The following is a 17,506-nucleotide window of genomic DNA, read 5'->3' as shown; positions in this document are numbered from 1 at the left end:
AAATATACAGCCTTGCATTTCTGCTACAAAATATACTAAGAAACTATTTCTTGCTCCACTCAGCAATGCTTTCTCTATTCATCTTTACATAATCTTGATTTTTGGCCGTTTCTGCAGCTACAAGAGAAAGATTAGCAGTTTCTATTGCTCCTTTTTTGTCTCCCAATTTGGCTTGAATCAATGATTTCAATCGAGTGTACCAATACGGTTTTTCGGTACTCATTTCTAAAGCTTTATTCACATAAGTTAGTGCTTTTGCATTATCGCCATTCGATTGATAAATATATTGTGCTGCCGAAAAATAATCTGCTGATGTAGGACCCGCCAATGCTTTTTCGATATTGGCCAATGTAATTTTTTGGGTAGGAACTTCAAATTTCATCGAAACAGATGAGTTTTCCCAAGCCATGTCAAGATAAGCAAAATTAGCATCAATATTGCTGATACCGATAGTAAACGATTCAACTGGTTTTGCCAACGATTCTTCTTTTACAGTAGTTCTTAAAACAACATTGGCCTCATTCCAAACTTCTGGATTTCCCCAATTGTTTGTAGTCGAATAAAAAATCACTTCCCAACTTTCAATTTTTGGAATTGTGTACAAAGCATATTTCCCTTTTGGCAATGTTTTCCCGTCGATGATAATATCTTCACTAAAAGATATAGTTGTGTTTTCGTTGGCTCCCGTTCTCCATACTTTTCCAAAAGGAACTAAATTTCCAAAAACAGCTCTGCCTCTTGCTGCAGGTCTGCAATACACAATTTCTATATCTGTCAATCCAACCGTTTGAAAAACTGTTGCTTTTGGGCTTGCCTGAGGAGTTTTTAATTGCGCCTCGGTGATAAAGGGAGCTATAATAAAAGCTATAGCGATAAGGATTTTTTTCATTTTATTAGTTTTTGTTGTTTGCCAAATTTACAAATTCAAAAAGTTAGAAATGTTAAATTTTCCTTAATTCAAATTGGTTGTTACTCTATATCCTTCAAATACAATCGCAATTCAATTATATAAACAGTATTCAAACTAGAAATTTAGAAAACATATAAGCTTTTTTATAAATTATGTAACAAGAATAAAGGTATAGCCGTTTAAGTTTGTATTGCAATTAAACTCGATTAACAAAGAAGTTGTTAAATAAACTAATAGCCAACTTTATAAAAATTACTATTATGGAAAATCAAAAAATAATACTCAAAAAAATACAATATCATTTTTATAAAAGTATGTATTACTGTTTTGAAATTCGATATATGTTTAATTTATAAACTATACATAAACGTGTTGGGTGCAATTATTAAAAACGTCAGTTCGAGTGTTTTTTGTGGAGTAAAACGTAACAAAAAATGTATCGAGAACCGTTTTTAATGAAATTTTTCTTGTTATCGATACGATTTTCTAACAAAAATTACTCGAACTGACGAAAAAATATCATCAAAAACTAATTGCACCCAACGGGTTATACATAACTTTATTTTAAAAAAGGAAATTTAGTATTTTGATACTTTTTCAAAACTCAATTCATCAAAATGATTGACCACAACATCTGCCAATGCTAAATCCTGGTCTTTCGAATGAAAACTATTGTATCCGACGCAAAAAATACCAGCCGCTTTGGCCGCTTTTACACCATTGGTACTGTCTTCAATTACAATACAATTCTCTTTTGGAGCAATAGACAACGAAGCTGCGTGCAAAAAAATGGCAGGGTGCGGTTTTGACTTTGGAAAATCTTCTCCACTTACAATATGAGAAAAATATTGGTGCAAATCAAAACGACGGAAAACCCGGTCAATGGTTACTTTTGAAGCCGATGAAGCCACAATCAATTGCATTCCATTTCGATGGAAGTCTTTAATTAAATCCTCTACTCCATCCAACAAAGCCAAATCCTCTTTACTGTCAAAAGCATCATTAAAGATGGCTCTTTTTCTCAAAATCAAATCTTCTACTTCTTCTTTTAGTTGAAAATGATCTTTTAATTTCTGAAAAGTATTACGAGTAGATAATCCTGTCAATGAAGTGTATATTTCTTCTGGAACTTCGATATTGAGCTCATCAAATTGTGTGAAATAGGCATAACGGTGTACAAGTTCTGTATCGACAATTACACCATCCATATCGAAAATTACGGTTTGTATCATTAAAATTTTAGTTTATATTGTTTAAAGTTTTATTTTGTGTCAAATTGCTTAATGAAAGTCGCTTAACATAGATAAAATATTCTCTGAAATTTATTTTTTTACCCAACCTTAAACTTTTTAAACTCTTAAACAATTAAAACTTTTCACTCTTTCTTAAGTAAATATCGAATCACCGTTTCTGCCGCGTATAAGCCAAATAATCCTGGCATATAGCTGTTGGTTCCGTAAAATGATTTTTTGAAATTGGATCCGTCTGTCATTCTTAAACTCGATTCATCCTGAATTTCAGAAGAAAAAACAACTTTCAATTTATCTATTTTTGCTTCTTTCAATCGTCTTCTTATGGTTTTGGCAAAAAAACAATTTACCGTGTTGGTAATATCAGTAACCTTTACTTTAGAAGCTTCCATTTTGCCACCAGCACCCATACTGCTTATAATTTTGACTCTTTTTCTTTTGGCTGCAATAATCAAATTCAATTTTGGGGTTACACTGTCAATGCAGTCCAAAACATAATCAAATTCGTTGGTAACAATTTCAAAGGCACGCTCCGGCGATAGAAATTCTTTCACGCGTATCAACTTCAATTCTGGATTGATATCCATTAATCTGTCGCCTACCACGTCTACTTTAGGTTGCCCGACTGTAGAATGCAACGCAGGCAATTGTCTATTTATATTGGTGATATCCACAACATCCCCGTCTACAATGGTCAGCGTCCCCACTCCTGCCCTTGCCAAAAATTCGGCTGCAAAAGAGCCCACTCCGCCTAGTCCTACGACCATGACGTGAGCATTTTGCAAATTCTGTAACCCTTCTTTTTTAAATAATAGTTCGGCTCTTTCTGTCCACTCTGCCATATCAATTCGTTTTAATTATATTTTTAAAGTTGTGTTTTTAAAAACTGCTGCAAAATTACGCTGTATTTGTTGTTGGAGCACCTCTATACTACAATTTTTATATTTGGCTGCTAGAGCATATACTTCCTCAATTCTTTCCTCAACTGTATCGGTCTCAAGGAAAAATCGATCGTTGGGAATACTCTGAAAAACTGGTTCCAATTCTGGATTCCGCAATAAGTATTTTCCAAATGAAATATAAAATCCATTATCAATCAATTCCTTTGCCACTTGTTTGTTTTTTGAAAAACCGTGAATAATCATTGGAGCCATGATTTTTAAACGTTTTTTAATCGCTATTACTTCCTGAAAAGCTGCTACACAATGAATTACAACGGGCTTTTCTTGTTTTTGTGCCAAAAGCAATTGCCTTTCAAAAACATTTTGTTGAAGTTCGAATGGTATTTCGATACGCTTATCCAATCCGCATTCGCCTAAAGCGAGACAATTTGGCTCTTGCAGTTTACTTTCAATAATTTGCAAATCCGATTCCAATCGTTGTTTATCAATATACCACGGATGAATTCCTATCGAATAATAAGGAATCCAAGCATCAAACTCCTGCGGATATTGATTGACAAGTTCTAAAACTGAATCCTGATTGGTAAATTTGTGTGTATGTAAATTAAAATATTTCATTAGTCATGAAACTTCTTCACACCTGCTTTTATTTCTACTGCCAAGTCGTTTTCCAGCGGCACTTTTGGGCAGGAATATTTATAACTGTACGCACAATATGGATTGTAAGATAAATTAAAATCAATAACAATCGTATTTCCAGTCGGGATTTTCAAATCAATATATTTCCCTCCAATGTAACTCTCTTTCCCCGAAGACAAGTCTGAAAAAGGCAAGAATAAATAGTCTTTGTATTCGTCTTTTTTGGAAAGTTCAATATTGCGGTAGATATTCAGTTTCAACTCTTTTCCTTCCAGCTGAAAACGAGCTTCCCCATATTTGACATACATTGGTTTTCTCGTGCCAGAAGTTGGCATTTCAAATGGTTTCTCATTCTCAGTTCTTATGAATTGTGCAACCACAAAAGCTTTCTCATTTATAGGATAAAAATCCAATGCCTTGAAATGAGCTAAATCCTCGGGTAACAGCGGACTCGTCTTTGCATCAGCATATTCCACATTGAGTTCTTTTTGAAATTTTTCGACAACCTCCACATCAAATTTTTCTTGTGCAAAACCAACATTAAATAATGCCACTAAAAGTAAAGTCAATATAACTCTCATATTTTAAAATTTTAAGCAAAAATAGTTTAAAGTTACAAAGCCACAAAGTTTATGTTTATAGAACCACTCTCTTTTAAAATATTTATTATTTAACTACTGAAAGTCTTTTGCAATAATTTCATAAATCATTAAATCAAAATTTATAAACATACTAAAATTCATTTCAAAGTAAAAATCATCCTTTTGCAAATATTTTCTTCACAAATAAAACAAAATATTTATTATTTTTCAATATCTTTATGTCTATGAAAATCAATATTTTATACACAAAAAATATTCGAGAGAATTAATTAAACTGAAAAAAATATTTTTCATAAATGTATTTTAATAATTAATCTTAATAAGTCTAAAATTATGAAACTAAAATTTACACCGCTGTTACTTATTATTCTTTTAGTTACTAATGTAGTAAAGGCACAAGTTACTATTGATCCACTAAATTTTAATTGGTCAAGAATTGAAAACACAACTCCTGTTTATAGCCTTGCCACAAACGATGCCGACAATGGAGATGGTCTCAACGATGGCGCCATGCAAATCAAAGGAACTGCAACTACACCGGCATTACAAGGTATAAAATATTTATTGGGAGGCGCTCCAACAAATGCACAGCAAATTAGCTTGGAGGCAAAATACTATCAAAATGCTTCATCGTATGTAAAGTTCAAAATGCAAATTTACAACAGCACGGATAATCTAGTTTTGAAAGAAACAGCCGTTATTACTACAGCAACTGGAATTGTTGGCACAGCAACATTAAATTATACCTTTACCACTGCTAGTGTAGGAGACCAAATATACATACGCTTTGTTCGAGCAGATGACCTAAACATTGTTCGGGTTTTGGCTATTGATTATCTAAAAATAGGAACTCAATTTGTAAATATGCTGCCCATTTGCCAACCAATTTTCAATTTTGATTTACCTCTTACTACTGCAACAACAACCGAGGTAAACGATTTGAATGCCATAAGAACCAGTTTATCGGATCAAGTTTTGGGAACTGTTTCCCCAACAACAATAGAAATTAATGATGCTATTACTCAATATAATCTTTTAAACATAGTTGTAAATGGCAATACGATTACAGGAAACGCTATAACCGATGTAAATCAGATTAATTTTTTGAACACTTTTGCAAAGTATTTAAAATTCAACCCTACAGATACTAATGTTAGTACAAAAGCCATAAATGCAATATGGTATTTATGCAAACAGAATTGTAATACTACCAATACTGCATTGACTTTTTATAATTATAGATACCTCTCTCGACCTACTGTCTTTCTCAACAGTTATTTACCCGCTAATGTTAAGGCATTGTTTGGAAACACATTATATACCGAAACTGCATTATTTCAGTATCTATTTGACCCCAATTATGATATAACAACCACAGCCACTAACGGCGCTATAAGCACCGATACCGTATATTTAAATTTAGACGTATTATTGGCATATGCCGATTGGTTTGCTACAAATGACGAAAAAATCAGGTACCTAAAAACCGTTAAAAGATTTTTGGAACGCTTTTTAATTTACACCAACGGAACAACGGATGGGATTAAAAAAGATGGTTTGGGTTACCACCACAATGCAAATTATGACGGTTATATGTATGCTTTTGAAAATGCCACAAAAGCCATTAAAGCATTGGAAAATACAGTATTCCAAATTGATCAGGCCTCGTACCTAAGATTTAGAGATGCTCAATATGCTCAATTGATGTATAGTAATGATGCTGGGGTAATCCCGTTTGCTATGGGAGGTAGAAATCCTCAGACAAAAACGACTTCTTTGACACCGCTTACATTGTCTAACACTGCAATATCTGGCGGTAAAATTCTAGGATTAACAAATGCCGATCCGCTTTTGGCAGGCATTTATAATAGAAAATTTGGAGTCAATTCCCTATTCAATTATAGTACAAGTGCCAATTTTGAAGAGGGATACATTCAATTCAATTATGGAAACCTTGCGATTTACAGAAAGAATAATTGGATTGCATCAATGAAAGGTCAATCGGATGTTTTATGGGGCTCTGAAATATACACGAGCCAAAACAGATACGGAAGATACCAAAGTTATGGTTCTTTGGAAATAATTTATCAAGGCGACAAAACCACAGGTAATGGATTTAGTGACATCGGATGGGATTGGAATTACAATCCAGGAGCCACAACTATAGTGCTACCTTGGGATAAATTGCAAGCCGAAAAAACTAGAGTAGACGAATACAACACCTATGGTTTTGCGGGTTCATTGGCATTAAAGCAAAAATCAGGAAATGCTTTGACTAAAACTATGGGAGAGTCTGGATTGTTTGCAATGAAGTTTAAAGAGCGTAATAATTTGGGGTTCGGTACCACATTAGGCCCAATCACACATAATAATACTTTCGAATTTACTAAAACCTATTTTGCTATTGACAATTATATAATTTGTTTGGGTAGCGGAATCAGTAATAACGACACCACAAACCCTACCGTAACTACTTTATTCCAAAGACTGAATAACAATTCAAATGACATATTTGTTAATGGTGTGGTAAAATCTAGCCAAAGTGCCGAATCTTTTTCTGGAACATCATCTAATTGGGTTTTGGATAATTACAATACGGGTTATTTTATTTCACCCAATTCTGGAACACTCAAAATACAAAATTCAACACAAACGACTCCATATCAAAATCAGGTTTTTCCAACAGCTGCGACAATTGCCAGTAATGCCTCCAACAATTACAGACTGGCTTACTTGGATCACGGAATTGCCCCTGTAAACAATTCGTATGAATTTGTATGCATCCCATTTGCAAATACCTTCATAATGACTGATTTTGCCCAATCCATGCAAACCACTCAGACCAAACCGTACAACGTGCATCAAAATAATATTTCATCACAAATCATTGAGCACAAAGCGTCGAAAACTTGGGCATACGCTTTGCCATCAATCAATACAAGCCTTATAAACGGACTCATCAAAGCCAATAATACACCATGTTTGGTTATGTATCAAAGTACCAACCAAAATTATAATGAAATCGTTTTGTCTATCAGCAATCCCAACTTAGGGACGAATCCTTCTACAATAGTTGTGGCTCAATTAACCCTAAATTATCAATGGAATTTAACCAGTAATCCAAATGCGAGCATTGTATCTTCCAATGCTTCACAAACAGTAATTCAATTCAATCTCGCAGACGGATTACCTGTTGAAGTAAATCTAACAGCAGTAAATCCATGCTCAGGACTAAGCAGCGCACCAGCGATGCCTACATTGAATGTTACACAACCAACCACCGCCGTAAGCACTGGTAGCATTGCAGTAACCAGTTCAATTACCGATTTAAGCTTTAGCCTAAATGGTACAACATTCACAAATACCACTGGACTATTTGAAAACTTATCTCAAGGTAATTACTCGATTTATGCCAAAAACACAAACGGATGCATTTCCATTCCTGCCACTGCCACAATCAATCCACCTCCTACAGGTAAAATGACAAAATCAGTACTTGTAAAATCTCCTTCCGAAGTTGTTGCTTTTGATGTATTGGCTTATCCCAACCCAAACAAACATCAATTTACATTGGAACTGAAGGGTGGAAATAGCGAAAAAGTTGATGTGGTAGTTTATAATATTCTAGGACAAAAAGTAAAAAAAATTCAAACCAATAATGGAGAACCTTTTGTTTTTGGAGAAGAATTTGCTCCCGGAGAATATCTAGCAGTAATTAAACAAGGTACTAATACAAAAACAATCAAATTGATAAAACTTTGATTTTATTTGTGCAAAATAAAGCCATCTCATTAACTTGAGGTGGCTTTTGCATTTTAAAAGACTTCAAACTCAAATTCAATATTTTCGAAATATAACAGAGTGGATCTCCTTATTTTTTTCAACAAAATCAATACAAAACTAAAATTTTAGTTAAATAACTATATTTATAGTTTGTAAACTAAAAATATAGTTGTAAGTTTGTTTCAAATAAAATCATCATGCAAAAACTAACAAACAAAGAAGAAGAGATCATGCACATTTTATGGAAGCTCAAAAAAGCATTCGTAAAAGAAGTCATGGCCGAAATCACCGAAGACCAGCCGCATTACAACACTTTATCCACTATTATTCGCAATCTGGAAGAAAAAGGATATGTAAATCACAATGCATTTGGTAACACCCATCAATACTTTCCAATTGTAAGCCTAGAGGATTACAGAAAAGGTTTTATGAGTACTGCTATCGATAATTATTTTAATAGTTCTTATAAAAACATGGTTTCCTTTTTTGCCAAAGAAGAAAAAATATCGGCAGCCGAATTACGTGAAATCCTTTCTATGATTGAAACCCCAAAAGAAATAAAATAATCCGCTTAAAAAAATGGGACTCATGACAACCAGAAAAAAATAAAATTTAGGAATAAAAAAACAATAAAAAATGGAAACACTATTCATATTTGTAGCAAAATCGAGCGGACTGATAGCAATGTTCTATATTGCTTATTATTTCCTATTGCGAAAAGAAACTTTTTTTACAGCAAATCGTTGGTTTCTTTTAGCAGGTTTGTTCACATCTGCAATTTTGCCATGGATAGTTTTTACCACAATTGTTTGGGTAGAACCAACACCAACCAACTTTGACTGGTCAAAACTTCCCATGAGACCTGTCCAAGAAGAAAACTTTGAAATCAATTGGTATCCCGTTTTGGTCGCTGCTTATATAATTGGAATATTATTGTTTTTAGCCCAGTTTGCATTGGACTTTTATCACCTTAATCGCGTTTTAAAAGGCAAAACCATCCAGCAACAAGCCGACCATAAATTTATTGACACCAAAGAGAACATTGCTCCTTTCTCCTATTTTAATACCATTGTATATAACTCATCACTGTACAACGAGTCTGAAATGGAGAGCATACTCGAACACGAAAAAGTACACAGCGAACAATACCACACTATAGACGTCTTAATCACACGTTTCTTTTGCATCCTTTTTTGGTTTAATCCTTTTGTTTGGCTGTACAAAAAAGCCATTTTGCAAAACCTGGAATTCATTGCCGATAGCGAAGCAACCAAAAACATGTCCGACAAAAAAGCATACCAACTCACGCTTTTAAAAATAACAACTCACGAAAATTGTGTTGTACTTACCAATCATTTTTATCAATCATTAATCAAAAAACGAATCGTTATGTTAAACAAAAACCAATCAAAAAAATGGAATTCCTGGAAGTATGCATTAGTACTTCCGGCATTAATTGCCTTTGTATTTTTATTCCAAATGGAAGTAATTGCTAAAGAGAAAAATCGAAGTCCAAAAATAGAACAATCAACTTCAACTTCAAATGATGAAGATGTTTATAAAATCACCAAAAACACCACCGAAGCTGAATTAAAAGAAAAAGCAGAGACAATCACTAAAAACTATGGCATAATCGTTCTTTTTTCGAATACAAAAAGAAACTCCAATAACGAACTCACTGCTATTACTGTTGAATTAAAAAAAGGGAAAGAAATTGCTGAAAACAGAACTGTAAAAAGTTCCGAGGCAATAAAACCATTTGGCATAGCAATTTCTAAAGATACAAAAGGAATGTTAGTAATCGATTTTGTCGAAGAGGATAAATCGGTTGACAAGCTAGTCGTTGTAAATAATGTTGTTTCCCCTAACACTCCTATTTCTGCTGATACCCAAATTTATATCAACGGATCAAAATCAGACAAAGCCGAAATGGATAAATTGGATCCTAACGAAATTGCAACCGTAAATGTCAATAAAAATAATGACAAACAAGAAATCAGAATAATTACAAAAAAGTTTGCAAAAATAGGCAGCGAGAATGACATTTATATCAATGGCCAAAAAGTAGACCAAAACGAATTGGAAAATTTAGATCAAGGAACAATCGAAACTATGGATGTGAATAAGGATGGAAAAACAATCCGTATTATAACAAAAAACAGAATGTATACCCAAGACAAAAATATGCCCGTTCCTCCAGTGCCGCCTACTCCACCTGTTATGAAATTTAAAACTCCAGCCCCTCCGGCATTTCCAAAGGTACCAAAAACCCCGAAAGGTGATCCGATAAATGGAGACAAAAAAGCATGGAAAGAGTTTGAAAAGAAAATGGAGGACTATGATGCCCAAATGAAGAAACTAGAACCTCAAATGGAAGCTTTTGATAAACAAATGGCAGAATTTGACAAACAAATGGAACCATTCAACAAAGAAATGGAAGTTTTTGAAGAGAAAATGAAAATATTCCAGCAACAAATGGATGAATACAATTCTAAGCTAGAAAAAGAAAATAAGCAATAAATTTTCAAAGTCCAAAAAAAAAGACGGTCACCATCGAGACCGTCTTTTTTTATATCTTTGAAAAAAAACTATGTTTAAAATTCTAGCTCAAATCAACAAACTTATTTTACCCAGCTTTACCAAACAAAGACTAGACGTTTCTAAAGCCAAAAAATGGCAAATGTCTATTATTGGGTATCGTTATTATGTAACTACAAGAGCACTTGGATAAAGATTTCGGTTTGTTTAAAAAGAGTTTGAATTGTTTAAAAGTTTAAATTGTTTAAGAGTTTAAAATAGTAAAAAGGTCATGAAACTGCCTTATTTAAACAAAAATCAAACAACTTTAAACCTTAAACAATTAATAAGTTATTGCCGCAAAAATCTCATTCCCTGCAATCTTTTCTCTTCCGTTCAAGAAAGTGATTTCCATCAGGAAATTGCATTGTACAATTATACCTCCTAGTCGTTCTACCAATTCGCAAACGGCTTTTGCTGTTCCTCCCGTGGCCAAAACATCATCGTGAATGAGAACCCTGTCACCTTTTTGAATCGCATCGGTATGAATTTCGAGTGTATCAGTACCGTATTCTAAATCATAGGAAGCCGAGATGGTAGTAAAAGGCAATTTATTGGGCTTTCGAACAGGGATAAAACCGACATTCAATTCCTGCGCCAAAAGCATCCCGAAGAAAAAACCACGACTTTCTACTCCAATTACTTTGTCAATTTTTTTTTCTTTTACCGATGACACCAAGATTTCTAGACATTTATTCCTTGCATTAGAATCAATTAGCAACGGAGTGATGTCTTTAAACACAATTCCTTCCTTTGGAAATCCTTGAATATCACGTATATAATTTTTCAGGTTCATTTTTTTTAACTTTTATATAAATTCATACTTGCAAGTTACACATTTATTCCTATATTTGCACCCGCAAACAAGTTCAATGCACATCGTTGAAAACAATGAATAAGTAAGCAAAATGGCCTTGTGGCGCAACTGAATAGCGCACTTGATTACGGCTCAAGAGGTTACTGGTTTGAATCCAGTCAAGGTCACAAAAACATAAATCCCTAAACACTTTATACTAAGAGTTTAGGGATTTTTATTTATACCAAATCCTCTTTTTTTCCATAAAATCCCTTCTTGATTGTACCTTACTAAAGATATGTCAATGCAAATAATAAATTTATTTTGACTTAAATCTATAAAAATAATTATAAAGTCAAAGGCTAAAAAATCATTTTTGATACTACAAATTCGAATCATCTTATGACAATAAAAACCTGCTTTGTAGCATTTTTATTATTTTTACTATAATTTTGATTGTAAATTCACTTCTGCTAATTACTGTACAAATTCAAAATTCATTAAAAAGCATGGTCTTTATAAGGTAAAACATATAAAAAATCTTAATAAAGTAATATTAAATGACCTGGGGATGCCTTGAAAATAATATACGTCATCTATAAATCCAGACAACTATTGAGAGGTATTAAAAAAATATTCAAATATGAGCGAAAAAAAATCAATATTAATTGGATGTGATGATACAACACTGTTAACGAAAGTATTAAACATCTTATCCATAATATCTGATTTTACCTTTTCTATAGTTTCTGTTTCTAGAGTAGTAGATTTAAATACTACTGCAAAATCATTAAATCCAGATCTAATTATTTTGTGTTTCAAAAAAAACACCCCAATAATATGCGATGCTAATTTTAATTCCAATAAAAAAGAAACACCAATACTTTGTTTAACAAGAAGTTACGAATGCGAATCTTTATGCTGGTCCAAAAACTGTATCGTTTTTACATATCCTTATAATCACATCAACAATACAGATTTTTTCATTTATAGAATTCAGTCCATCTTTCTTTTAAAAAAAACGGAAACAAAAATTAAACCAGTTGAGTCATTTACAGAATCAGCATTTCAAAAAAATGAATGTAATACCCGAGAGTTGAGTCATTATGTTATGGAACTTGATCAAAAGGTAGAAGTATTGCTAAAAGTAAAAGAACGTATCTCCTATCTTTATCCAAATGTAGATGATTGTACCCGAACAGAATTAATGTCTATAGTAAATTCTATAAAAACGGTTGCCAATGATACCAAACTCTGGGATGATTTTAAAATCTATTTTGAACAATCCAATCCAAACTTTTTATTGGCTCTTGCCCAAAAACATCCTTCGCTAAGTTCCAAAGACTTAAAATATTGTTGCTATATCAAAATGAATATGAGCAATAATGACATCACAAATCTTCTTGGTATCAATCAGGAAAGTGTACGAACCCATAAATACCGACTGAAGAAGAAATTAACACTTGAAAAAGAACAAGACATCATTTCGTATTTAAGAACCGTATCCTAAATCACACTCATCCCAATTATATTTATTTATTCTAACCGATTATATTTTATGTATAATTGGGGAAACCTTATTTATAATCAACTTTGTGTTGGATAATATAATGTCTTGCACCCAAAAAATCATTGACTAAAATCATAAAACATTGTATTACAACTAAATGAAAACTTATTTTTTTCATTCAAAAAACAAAACTGTCTATATTTTGTCTACAAAAAACAAAAAAAAATCAATTATGTACATGAAAAGTACATTCATAAAATTCTGTTCAAATTAAATTCTAAAGTACTTTTACCAATAGACTTAGGCAATCTATTTCTTTGGTACATTAGACAAAATTTAAGAATCGAATTACAATGATATATAAATCTCTTCAGTTTACAAATAAATTATTAGGACAGTTTTTAAAAAACCGTTTTAGGCTTGACGAAGAGAAAATAGTCTTGAATTATCTTGTGGATCCAAATGGTTCAATACCAAAAATGAATCAAAACAAAGTGGTTTTATCGTTAATCAATATAGAGAAAGAAACCAATCAGCCTTTTTATATCCAGAATAAAAAATTAGAAAACGGGAATTACTCCAACTTCAACCCTGTAGAAAGATACAATCTGGACTTATTAATCAGTACAAATTTTGATGATTATACTGAATCTTTGAAATTTCTTGACGCTATTATTTATTTTTTTCAAATTAATAATTATTTAGATGCTTCCTCCTCCTCTTCTATTCCCGAAGGGCTGACAAAACTGGAATTTGAATATGAAAAAATTTCATACCATCAAATGCATAGTTTGTGGACTGCAATGGGAGCAAAATATCAACCTTCAATAATTTATAAAATGAAGTTGGTAAAAGTTCAAGGCCATGAAACTGTAGAAATTATACCTGCCATAACAAATACAAAAAACAATGTAACAGTATGATAGAAAGTAATTTCATAAAAGTGTTTGGCATATCTGTATTTCATACTTATTTTGAAAACAATAAATGCAATTGCCTGCACTTTACTCCCAATGGTCAAACCGAAAAAATACTAAGGAAATTTGGTTTCATAATAAATACTACTGCTAACGGGTTCGATTTATTCTATAATGCTACCTCATCAATAGATTCGGTATTGGATTACATCTCCAAAACTACGAAACAGGATTTTTTTGACTTTAGCATCAAATCCAGTAATCCAAATTTCATGCTTTTTACGGCATTGCCTATCAACTGGCTTGGACAAATTATTTATAATAGTCAGGATGCTAAAAATCTAAATAATGATGGTACTATTCAACTCCATCAAACTTTGGAAACCAAAGAAACAACCCTGCTTTTTGGACAATTAAAAATTTATTTTGAAGATATAAAAAAGTACCAAACCGGTTCAAAACCAATCCATTTTGAGATAAACTTTAAAGCAAGAGAAACCCAATGGCAATACTATATCATTAACAGAAGCGCCATCCCGTTAAACAATCCTACAATTGCAGAAAAAAACACAATACAATTTGACGGCCCTGAGAAGGTAACAATCCAAACGGGAGAACAGGCATTGCTTTTCACCTCAAATGAAACTTATATCCAGCTCAGCGAAAAACCAAAATATAAATTTGACTTAATCGAAAAGAATACCTCAGATGAAACCAAACAAAAGAATACAAATGCCAAAATAATAATTAAAGGGTTGCCTGTCCCCGATGTTTCTCGGATAGCAATTATAGAAAATAATCAAGTTGCATCACCAATGTATATCTATCTATAAAAACAATTTAAAATGAACATTAAAAATTAAAAATCAATGAATTTATCTACCATCCAAACTCCTGGTGTTTACATTCAAGAATTAAATGCTTTTCCGAACTCAGTTGTAGCAGTTGCTACGGCTGTACCAGCATTTATTGGGTACACACCACAAGCCTCTTACGAAGGAAAATCGTACACGAATGTGCCAGTAAGAATCACTTCATTCTCTGACTTTCAAGCTTTTTTTTGTTTACCGGATCCTCCGCTTCCTGCGAGTCCTGCAAAACAATATAGTCCTGAATATTACTTAGTACAGCAAAAAAGTCAACCAACAAAGGGAGACTATATGTTGATTGCTGGGTCTTACTATTCAATTGTTCCAGATCCCAATACCATCTATTATTTGTACAATAGCGTGAAGCTTTTTTATGAAAATGGTGGTGGTGATGCCTACATTGTTTCTGTTGGTACCTATGGAGCTCCTTCCAAAAAACCGATGGCTCCAGGGACTCCAATTGTAAATCCAAATGTGCAGGTAAACGATTTAATGTCTGGTCTTGCCTTATTGCTAAATGAACCAGAACCTACAATGTACATTTGTCCCGAAGCAACCTTATTAAGTGTTGAAAACAATGGTACTCTTATGCAAAGTATGCTTCTTCAATCTACAAAAATGCAAACAGCGATGTGCTTGTTTGATATCATTGGAGGTAACGATCCCGATCCAATCTTATACACCCAAGACATTTCAAATTTCAGAATGAATACAGGTTCGCTTGGACTAAATTATGGGATGGCTTATTATCCATTCTTGGGAACCACCATAATGCAAAATCAAGACATCGATTACACCAACTTATTTGGTGGAGATGTAAAACAATTGGAACCGATCATTAATCCAGCGAGTGCACCCAATCCTAGTGTTGCAGCAATTATCGCCAATATACAAAATCCAGAAAGTGGCTTGACGGTTACCCAAAACAATAATGCGCTTATAATTGCGAGTCCTATGTACTCGTTAATCATAAAACATGTATTAAGTGATGCCAATATTCTTCCTCCAAGTGGAGCTATGGCAGGAGTGATTACTACAACTGATAATCAGGTTGGACCTTGGCAAGCACCAGCGAACACCTCTATCATTGGAGCTGCATCACTACCAATTTGCATTTCAGAAAGTCAACAAGGAAATTTAAATGTAGATGCCGTTTCCGGTAAATCCATAAATGCCATTCGATTATTCAATGGACTTGGTATTTTAGTTTGGGGATCCAGAACTCTCGATGGAAATAGCCAAGATTGGAAATACATTCCGGTAAGAAGAACTATGATTTTCCTGGAGCAGTCCTGTAAATTGGCCGCACAAGCTTATGTTTTTCAACCCAATGACAAAAATACCTGGGAAGCCGTGAAGTCTATGATTGGAAGTTTTTTAACTTCAATTTGGAAACAAGGCGGTTTGCAAGGTGCCAGTGCATCTGATGCATTTTCAGTAGCCTGTGGATTAGGTTCTACAATGACAGGAGACGATATTCTACTCGGATTTATGAATGTTACCGTAAAAGTAGCCGTTGTACATCCTGCAGAATTCATTGTGCTTACGTTCCAACAACAAATGGCAACTTCCAGTTAATCAACAAATATTCAGTAGTTAATAAAGAAAAAATCAATTAAATTTTAATTAAAAAAAATATATTATGGCAGCAGATGACGGTAGTGTAGAAGGTGCAACATGGCCCATGCCTAAATTTAGGTTTGAAGTAGACCTTGGCACAGAACTTACAAAAGTAGCATTTCAGGAAGTAACTGGAATGGATGTAGAAAACCAAATTATAGAATATCGTAAAAGTAATAGTCCACTTTTTTCTGTAGAAAAAATGCCAGGTATCACCAAATACGGAAACATTACAATGAAGCGAGGCATCTTTGTAAATGACAATACTTTTTGGGATTGGCATCAGCAAGTGGTAATGAATACCATTAAAAGAAGAACGGTTTTAATAAAATTGCTGGACGAAAAAGGAGCCGTAACCATGCAATGGACGTTGAACAACGCCTGGCCTACAAAAATTACTAGTACCGATCTAAAATCGGATGGAAATGAGGTAGCCGTTGATACCATTGAAATTGCTCACGAACAACTGATTATTACAAATGGCTAGTGATTATCCGGTAAGTTTCTATTTTACGCTTTCATTTCCGGGAGTAGATGCAGCATTCAAGGAAGTTTCGGGGATTTCAAAAGAATTAAGTATTGAAGAAATTGTTTGTGGAGGGGAAAATCGGTTTAAATACCGCCTCCCAACTGTTTCGAGCAGTCAAAACTTAATTCTCAAACGAGCCATTGTACCCATTGGATCCTTATTGGTGTATTGGTGTGCCAGTTGCATCGATCAAGGATTGTCCAATACGATTCAACCCCATAATGTGATATTGAGTTTACTGGATTCAAACGGTATTGTATGTATGCTTTGGACTTTTCATAACGCTTATCCTGTAAAATATGCAGTTTCTGACTTGAATTCTCAAGAAAGTGGTATCGTTATAGAATCAATCGAACTGGCCTATACCTACTTTGATATTTCTCCAATTACAACAGTTTCTAACCTTTTTATTTAAAAATATATGCCCATCGAAATAAGAGAACTCATCATCAAAACAGAGATTGTAAGTTTAAATACGAAATACTCTTCTGGAATAAAGGAAAAAGAACTGTCAATTCTAAAAAAACAAGTGCTGGAAGAATGCAAAAGATTAATTTCTGAAAAAAATCAAGAGAATAGTTATAAAAGGTAAACAACAATCA

Annotated in this window: 17 protein-coding genes and 1 tRNA gene; 12 read left to right on the top strand and 6 right to left on the bottom strand. The window is 33.3% G+C overall.

The genetic code is table 11. From position 1 onward, the window contains the following. Positions 1-43 precede the first annotated feature (43 nt). The 5 genes from OLM57_RS12425 to OLM57_RS12405 all read right to left on the bottom strand — a co-directional run bounded on the left by OLM57_RS12425 (position 44) and on the right by OLM57_RS12405 (position 4,282). The gene (locus tag OLM57_RS12425) at positions 44-889 is read right to left on the bottom strand and encodes a DUF2911 domain-containing protein (protein WP_264564015.1); all 846 of its coding nucleotides are present in this window, start codon (positions 887-889) and stop codon (positions 44-46) included. Between the two features lie 599 nt (positions 890-1,488). Then, complete coding sequence (locus tag OLM57_RS12420; RefSeq protein WP_264564014.1) at positions 1,489-2,142, bottom strand: HAD family hydrolase; 654 nt, start codon at positions 2,140-2,142, stop codon at positions 1,489-1,491. Between the two features lie 143 nt (positions 2,143-2,285). Continuing rightward, a complete protein-coding gene (locus OLM57_RS12415) occupies positions 2,286-3,002 on the bottom strand; it encodes a tRNA threonylcarbamoyladenosine dehydratase (protein ID WP_264564013.1) in 717 nt (238 codons plus the stop codon). A 15-nt stretch (positions 3,003-3,017) separates the two neighbouring features. After that, positions 3,018-3,680 (bottom strand): TatD family hydrolase, encoded by a 663-nt coding sequence (locus tag OLM57_RS12410; protein WP_264564012.1) that lies wholly within the window; start codon positions 3,678-3,680, stop codon positions 3,018-3,020. Continuing rightward, complete coding sequence (locus OLM57_RS12405) at positions 3,680-4,282, bottom strand: DUF1684 domain-containing protein (RefSeq protein WP_264564011.1); 603 nt, start codon at positions 4,280-4,282, stop codon at positions 3,680-3,682. Before OLM57_RS12405 ends, OLM57_RS12410 begins: the two co-directional genes overlap by 1 nt. A gap of 354 nt (positions 4,283-4,636) precedes the next feature. Between OLM57_RS12405 and OLM57_RS12400 the strand changes: the two genes are divergently transcribed. The 4 genes from OLM57_RS12400 (at position 4,637) to OLM57_RS12385 (ending at position 10,817) form a co-directional block, all read left to right on the top strand. Continuing rightward, the gene (locus tag OLM57_RS12400; RefSeq protein ID WP_264564010.1) at positions 4,637-8,065 is read left to right on the top strand and encodes a polysaccharide lyase family 8 super-sandwich domain-containing protein; all 3,429 of its coding nucleotides are present in this window, start codon (positions 4,637-4,639) and stop codon (positions 8,063-8,065) included. 218 nt (positions 8,066-8,283) lie between these two features. Continuing rightward, complete coding sequence (locus OLM57_RS12395) at positions 8,284-8,652, top strand: BlaI/MecI/CopY family transcriptional regulator (protein ID WP_264564009.1); 369 nt, start codon at positions 8,284-8,286, stop codon at positions 8,650-8,652. A gap of 70 nt (positions 8,653-8,722) precedes the next feature. Then, positions 8,723-10,606, top strand: a complete 1,884-nt coding sequence (locus OLM57_RS12390) for a M56 family metallopeptidase (RefSeq protein ID WP_264564008.1) — start codon at positions 8,723-8,725, stop codon at positions 10,604-10,606. Between the two features lie 70 nt (positions 10,607-10,676). Further along, complete coding sequence (locus tag OLM57_RS12385; RefSeq protein WP_264564007.1) at positions 10,677-10,817, top strand: SsrA-binding protein; 141 nt, start codon at positions 10,677-10,679, stop codon at positions 10,815-10,817. 129 nt (positions 10,818-10,946) lie between these two features. Here OLM57_RS12385 and OLM57_RS12380 read toward each other — a convergent pair whose 3' ends face one another. Then, the gene (locus OLM57_RS12380) at positions 10,947-11,459 is read right to left on the bottom strand and encodes an adenine phosphoribosyltransferase (protein WP_264564006.1); all 513 of its coding nucleotides are present in this window, start codon (positions 11,457-11,459) and stop codon (positions 10,947-10,949) included. A 114-nt stretch (positions 11,460-11,573) separates the two neighbouring features. On the opposite strand from OLM57_RS12380, the gene OLM57_RS12375 reads away from it, so the two are divergent. From OLM57_RS12375 to OLM57_RS12340, 8 genes are all read left to right on the top strand, one after another. Further along, positions 11,574-11,647 (top strand) — tRNA-Arg (locus OLM57_RS12375). Positions 11,648-12,102: 455 nt separating this feature from the next. After that, positions 12,103-12,969 (top strand): helix-turn-helix transcriptional regulator, encoded by an 867-nt coding sequence (locus OLM57_RS12370; protein WP_264564005.1) that lies wholly within the window; start codon positions 12,103-12,105, stop codon positions 12,967-12,969. 353 nt (positions 12,970-13,322) lie between these two features. Further along, a complete protein-coding gene (locus OLM57_RS12365) occupies positions 13,323-13,892 on the top strand; it encodes a DUF4255 domain-containing protein (RefSeq protein ID WP_264564004.1) in 570 nt (189 codons plus the stop codon). After that, on the top strand, positions 13,889-14,719 hold the full coding sequence (locus OLM57_RS12360) for a hypothetical protein (RefSeq protein ID WP_264564003.1): 831 nt from the start codon (positions 13,889-13,891) through the stop codon (positions 14,717-14,719). Before OLM57_RS12365 ends, OLM57_RS12360 begins: the two co-directional genes overlap by 4 nt. A gap of 36 nt (positions 14,720-14,755) precedes the next feature. Further along, positions 14,756-16,333: a phage tail sheath family protein gene (locus OLM57_RS12355; RefSeq protein ID WP_264564002.1), complete on the top strand. Its 1,578-nt coding sequence runs from the start codon at positions 14,756-14,758 to the stop codon at positions 16,331-16,333. A 64-nt stretch (positions 16,334-16,397) separates the two neighbouring features. Then, on the top strand, positions 16,398-16,862 hold the full coding sequence (locus OLM57_RS12350) for a phage tail protein (protein WP_264564001.1): 465 nt from the start codon (positions 16,398-16,400) through the stop codon (positions 16,860-16,862). Continuing rightward, entirely contained in the window at positions 16,855-17,319 is a 465-nt protein-coding gene (locus OLM57_RS12345) for a phage tail protein (RefSeq protein ID WP_264564000.1), read from the top strand. Before OLM57_RS12350 ends, OLM57_RS12345 begins: the two co-directional genes overlap by 8 nt. 6 nt (positions 17,320-17,325) lie before the next feature. Then, positions 17,326-17,496, top strand: a complete 171-nt coding sequence (locus OLM57_RS12340) for a DUF5908 family protein (protein ID WP_264563999.1) — start codon at positions 17,326-17,328, stop codon at positions 17,494-17,496. Positions 17,497-17,506: the final 10 nt, after the last annotated feature.

The sequence above is a fragment of the Flavobacterium sp. N3904 genome (genome assembly GCF_025947305.1).
Classification (GTDB): domain Bacteria; phylum Bacteroidota; class Bacteroidia; order Flavobacteriales; family Flavobacteriaceae; genus Flavobacterium.
This window is presented reverse-complemented; position numbering and strand designations above follow the sequence as displayed.

Coding starts and splice junctions, on each gene's coding strand:
- OLM57_RS12425 (WP_264564015.1), bottom strand. CDS start 889: ATGAAAAAAATCCTTATCGCTATAGCTTTTATTATAGCTCCCTTTATC.
- OLM57_RS12420 (WP_264564014.1), bottom strand. CDS start 2,142: ATGATACAAACCGTAATTTTCGATATGGATGGTGTAATTGTCGATACA.
- OLM57_RS12415 (WP_264564013.1), bottom strand. CDS start 3,002: ATGGCAGAGTGGACAGAAAGAGCCGAACTATTATTTAAAAAAGAAGGG.
- OLM57_RS12410 (WP_264564012.1), bottom strand. CDS start 3,680: ATGAAATATTTTAATTTACATACACACAAATTTACCAATCAGGATTCA.
- OLM57_RS12405 (WP_264564011.1), bottom strand. CDS start 4,282: ATGAGAGTTATATTGACTTTACTTTTAGTGGCATTATTTAATGTTGGT.
- OLM57_RS12400 (WP_264564010.1), top strand. CDS start 4,637: ATGAAACTAAAATTTACACCGCTGTTACTTATTATTCTTTTAGTTACT.
- OLM57_RS12395 (WP_264564009.1), top strand. CDS start 8,284: ATGCAAAAACTAACAAACAAAGAAGAAGAGATCATGCACATTTTATGG.
- OLM57_RS12390 (WP_264564008.1), top strand. CDS start 8,723: ATGGAAACACTATTCATATTTGTAGCAAAATCGAGCGGACTGATAGCA.
- OLM57_RS12385 (WP_264564007.1), top strand. CDS start 10,677: ATGTTTAAAATTCTAGCTCAAATCAACAAACTTATTTTACCCAGCTTT.
- OLM57_RS12380 (WP_264564006.1), bottom strand. CDS start 11,459: ATGAACCTGAAAAATTATATACGTGATATTCAAGGATTTCCAAAGGAA.
- OLM57_RS12370 (WP_264564005.1), top strand. CDS start 12,103: ATGAGCGAAAAAAAATCAATATTAATTGGATGTGATGATACAACACTG.
- OLM57_RS12365 (WP_264564004.1), top strand. CDS start 13,323: ATGATATATAAATCTCTTCAGTTTACAAATAAATTATTAGGACAGTTT.
- OLM57_RS12360 (WP_264564003.1), top strand. CDS start 13,889: ATGATAGAAAGTAATTTCATAAAAGTGTTTGGCATATCTGTATTTCAT.
- OLM57_RS12355 (WP_264564002.1), top strand. CDS start 14,756: ATGAATTTATCTACCATCCAAACTCCTGGTGTTTACATTCAAGAATTA.
- OLM57_RS12350 (WP_264564001.1), top strand. CDS start 16,398: ATGGCAGCAGATGACGGTAGTGTAGAAGGTGCAACATGGCCCATGCCT.
- OLM57_RS12345 (WP_264564000.1), top strand. CDS start 16,855: ATGGCTAGTGATTATCCGGTAAGTTTCTATTTTACGCTTTCATTTCCG.
- OLM57_RS12340 (WP_264563999.1), top strand. CDS start 17,326: ATGCCCATCGAAATAAGAGAACTCATCATCAAAACAGAGATTGTAAGT.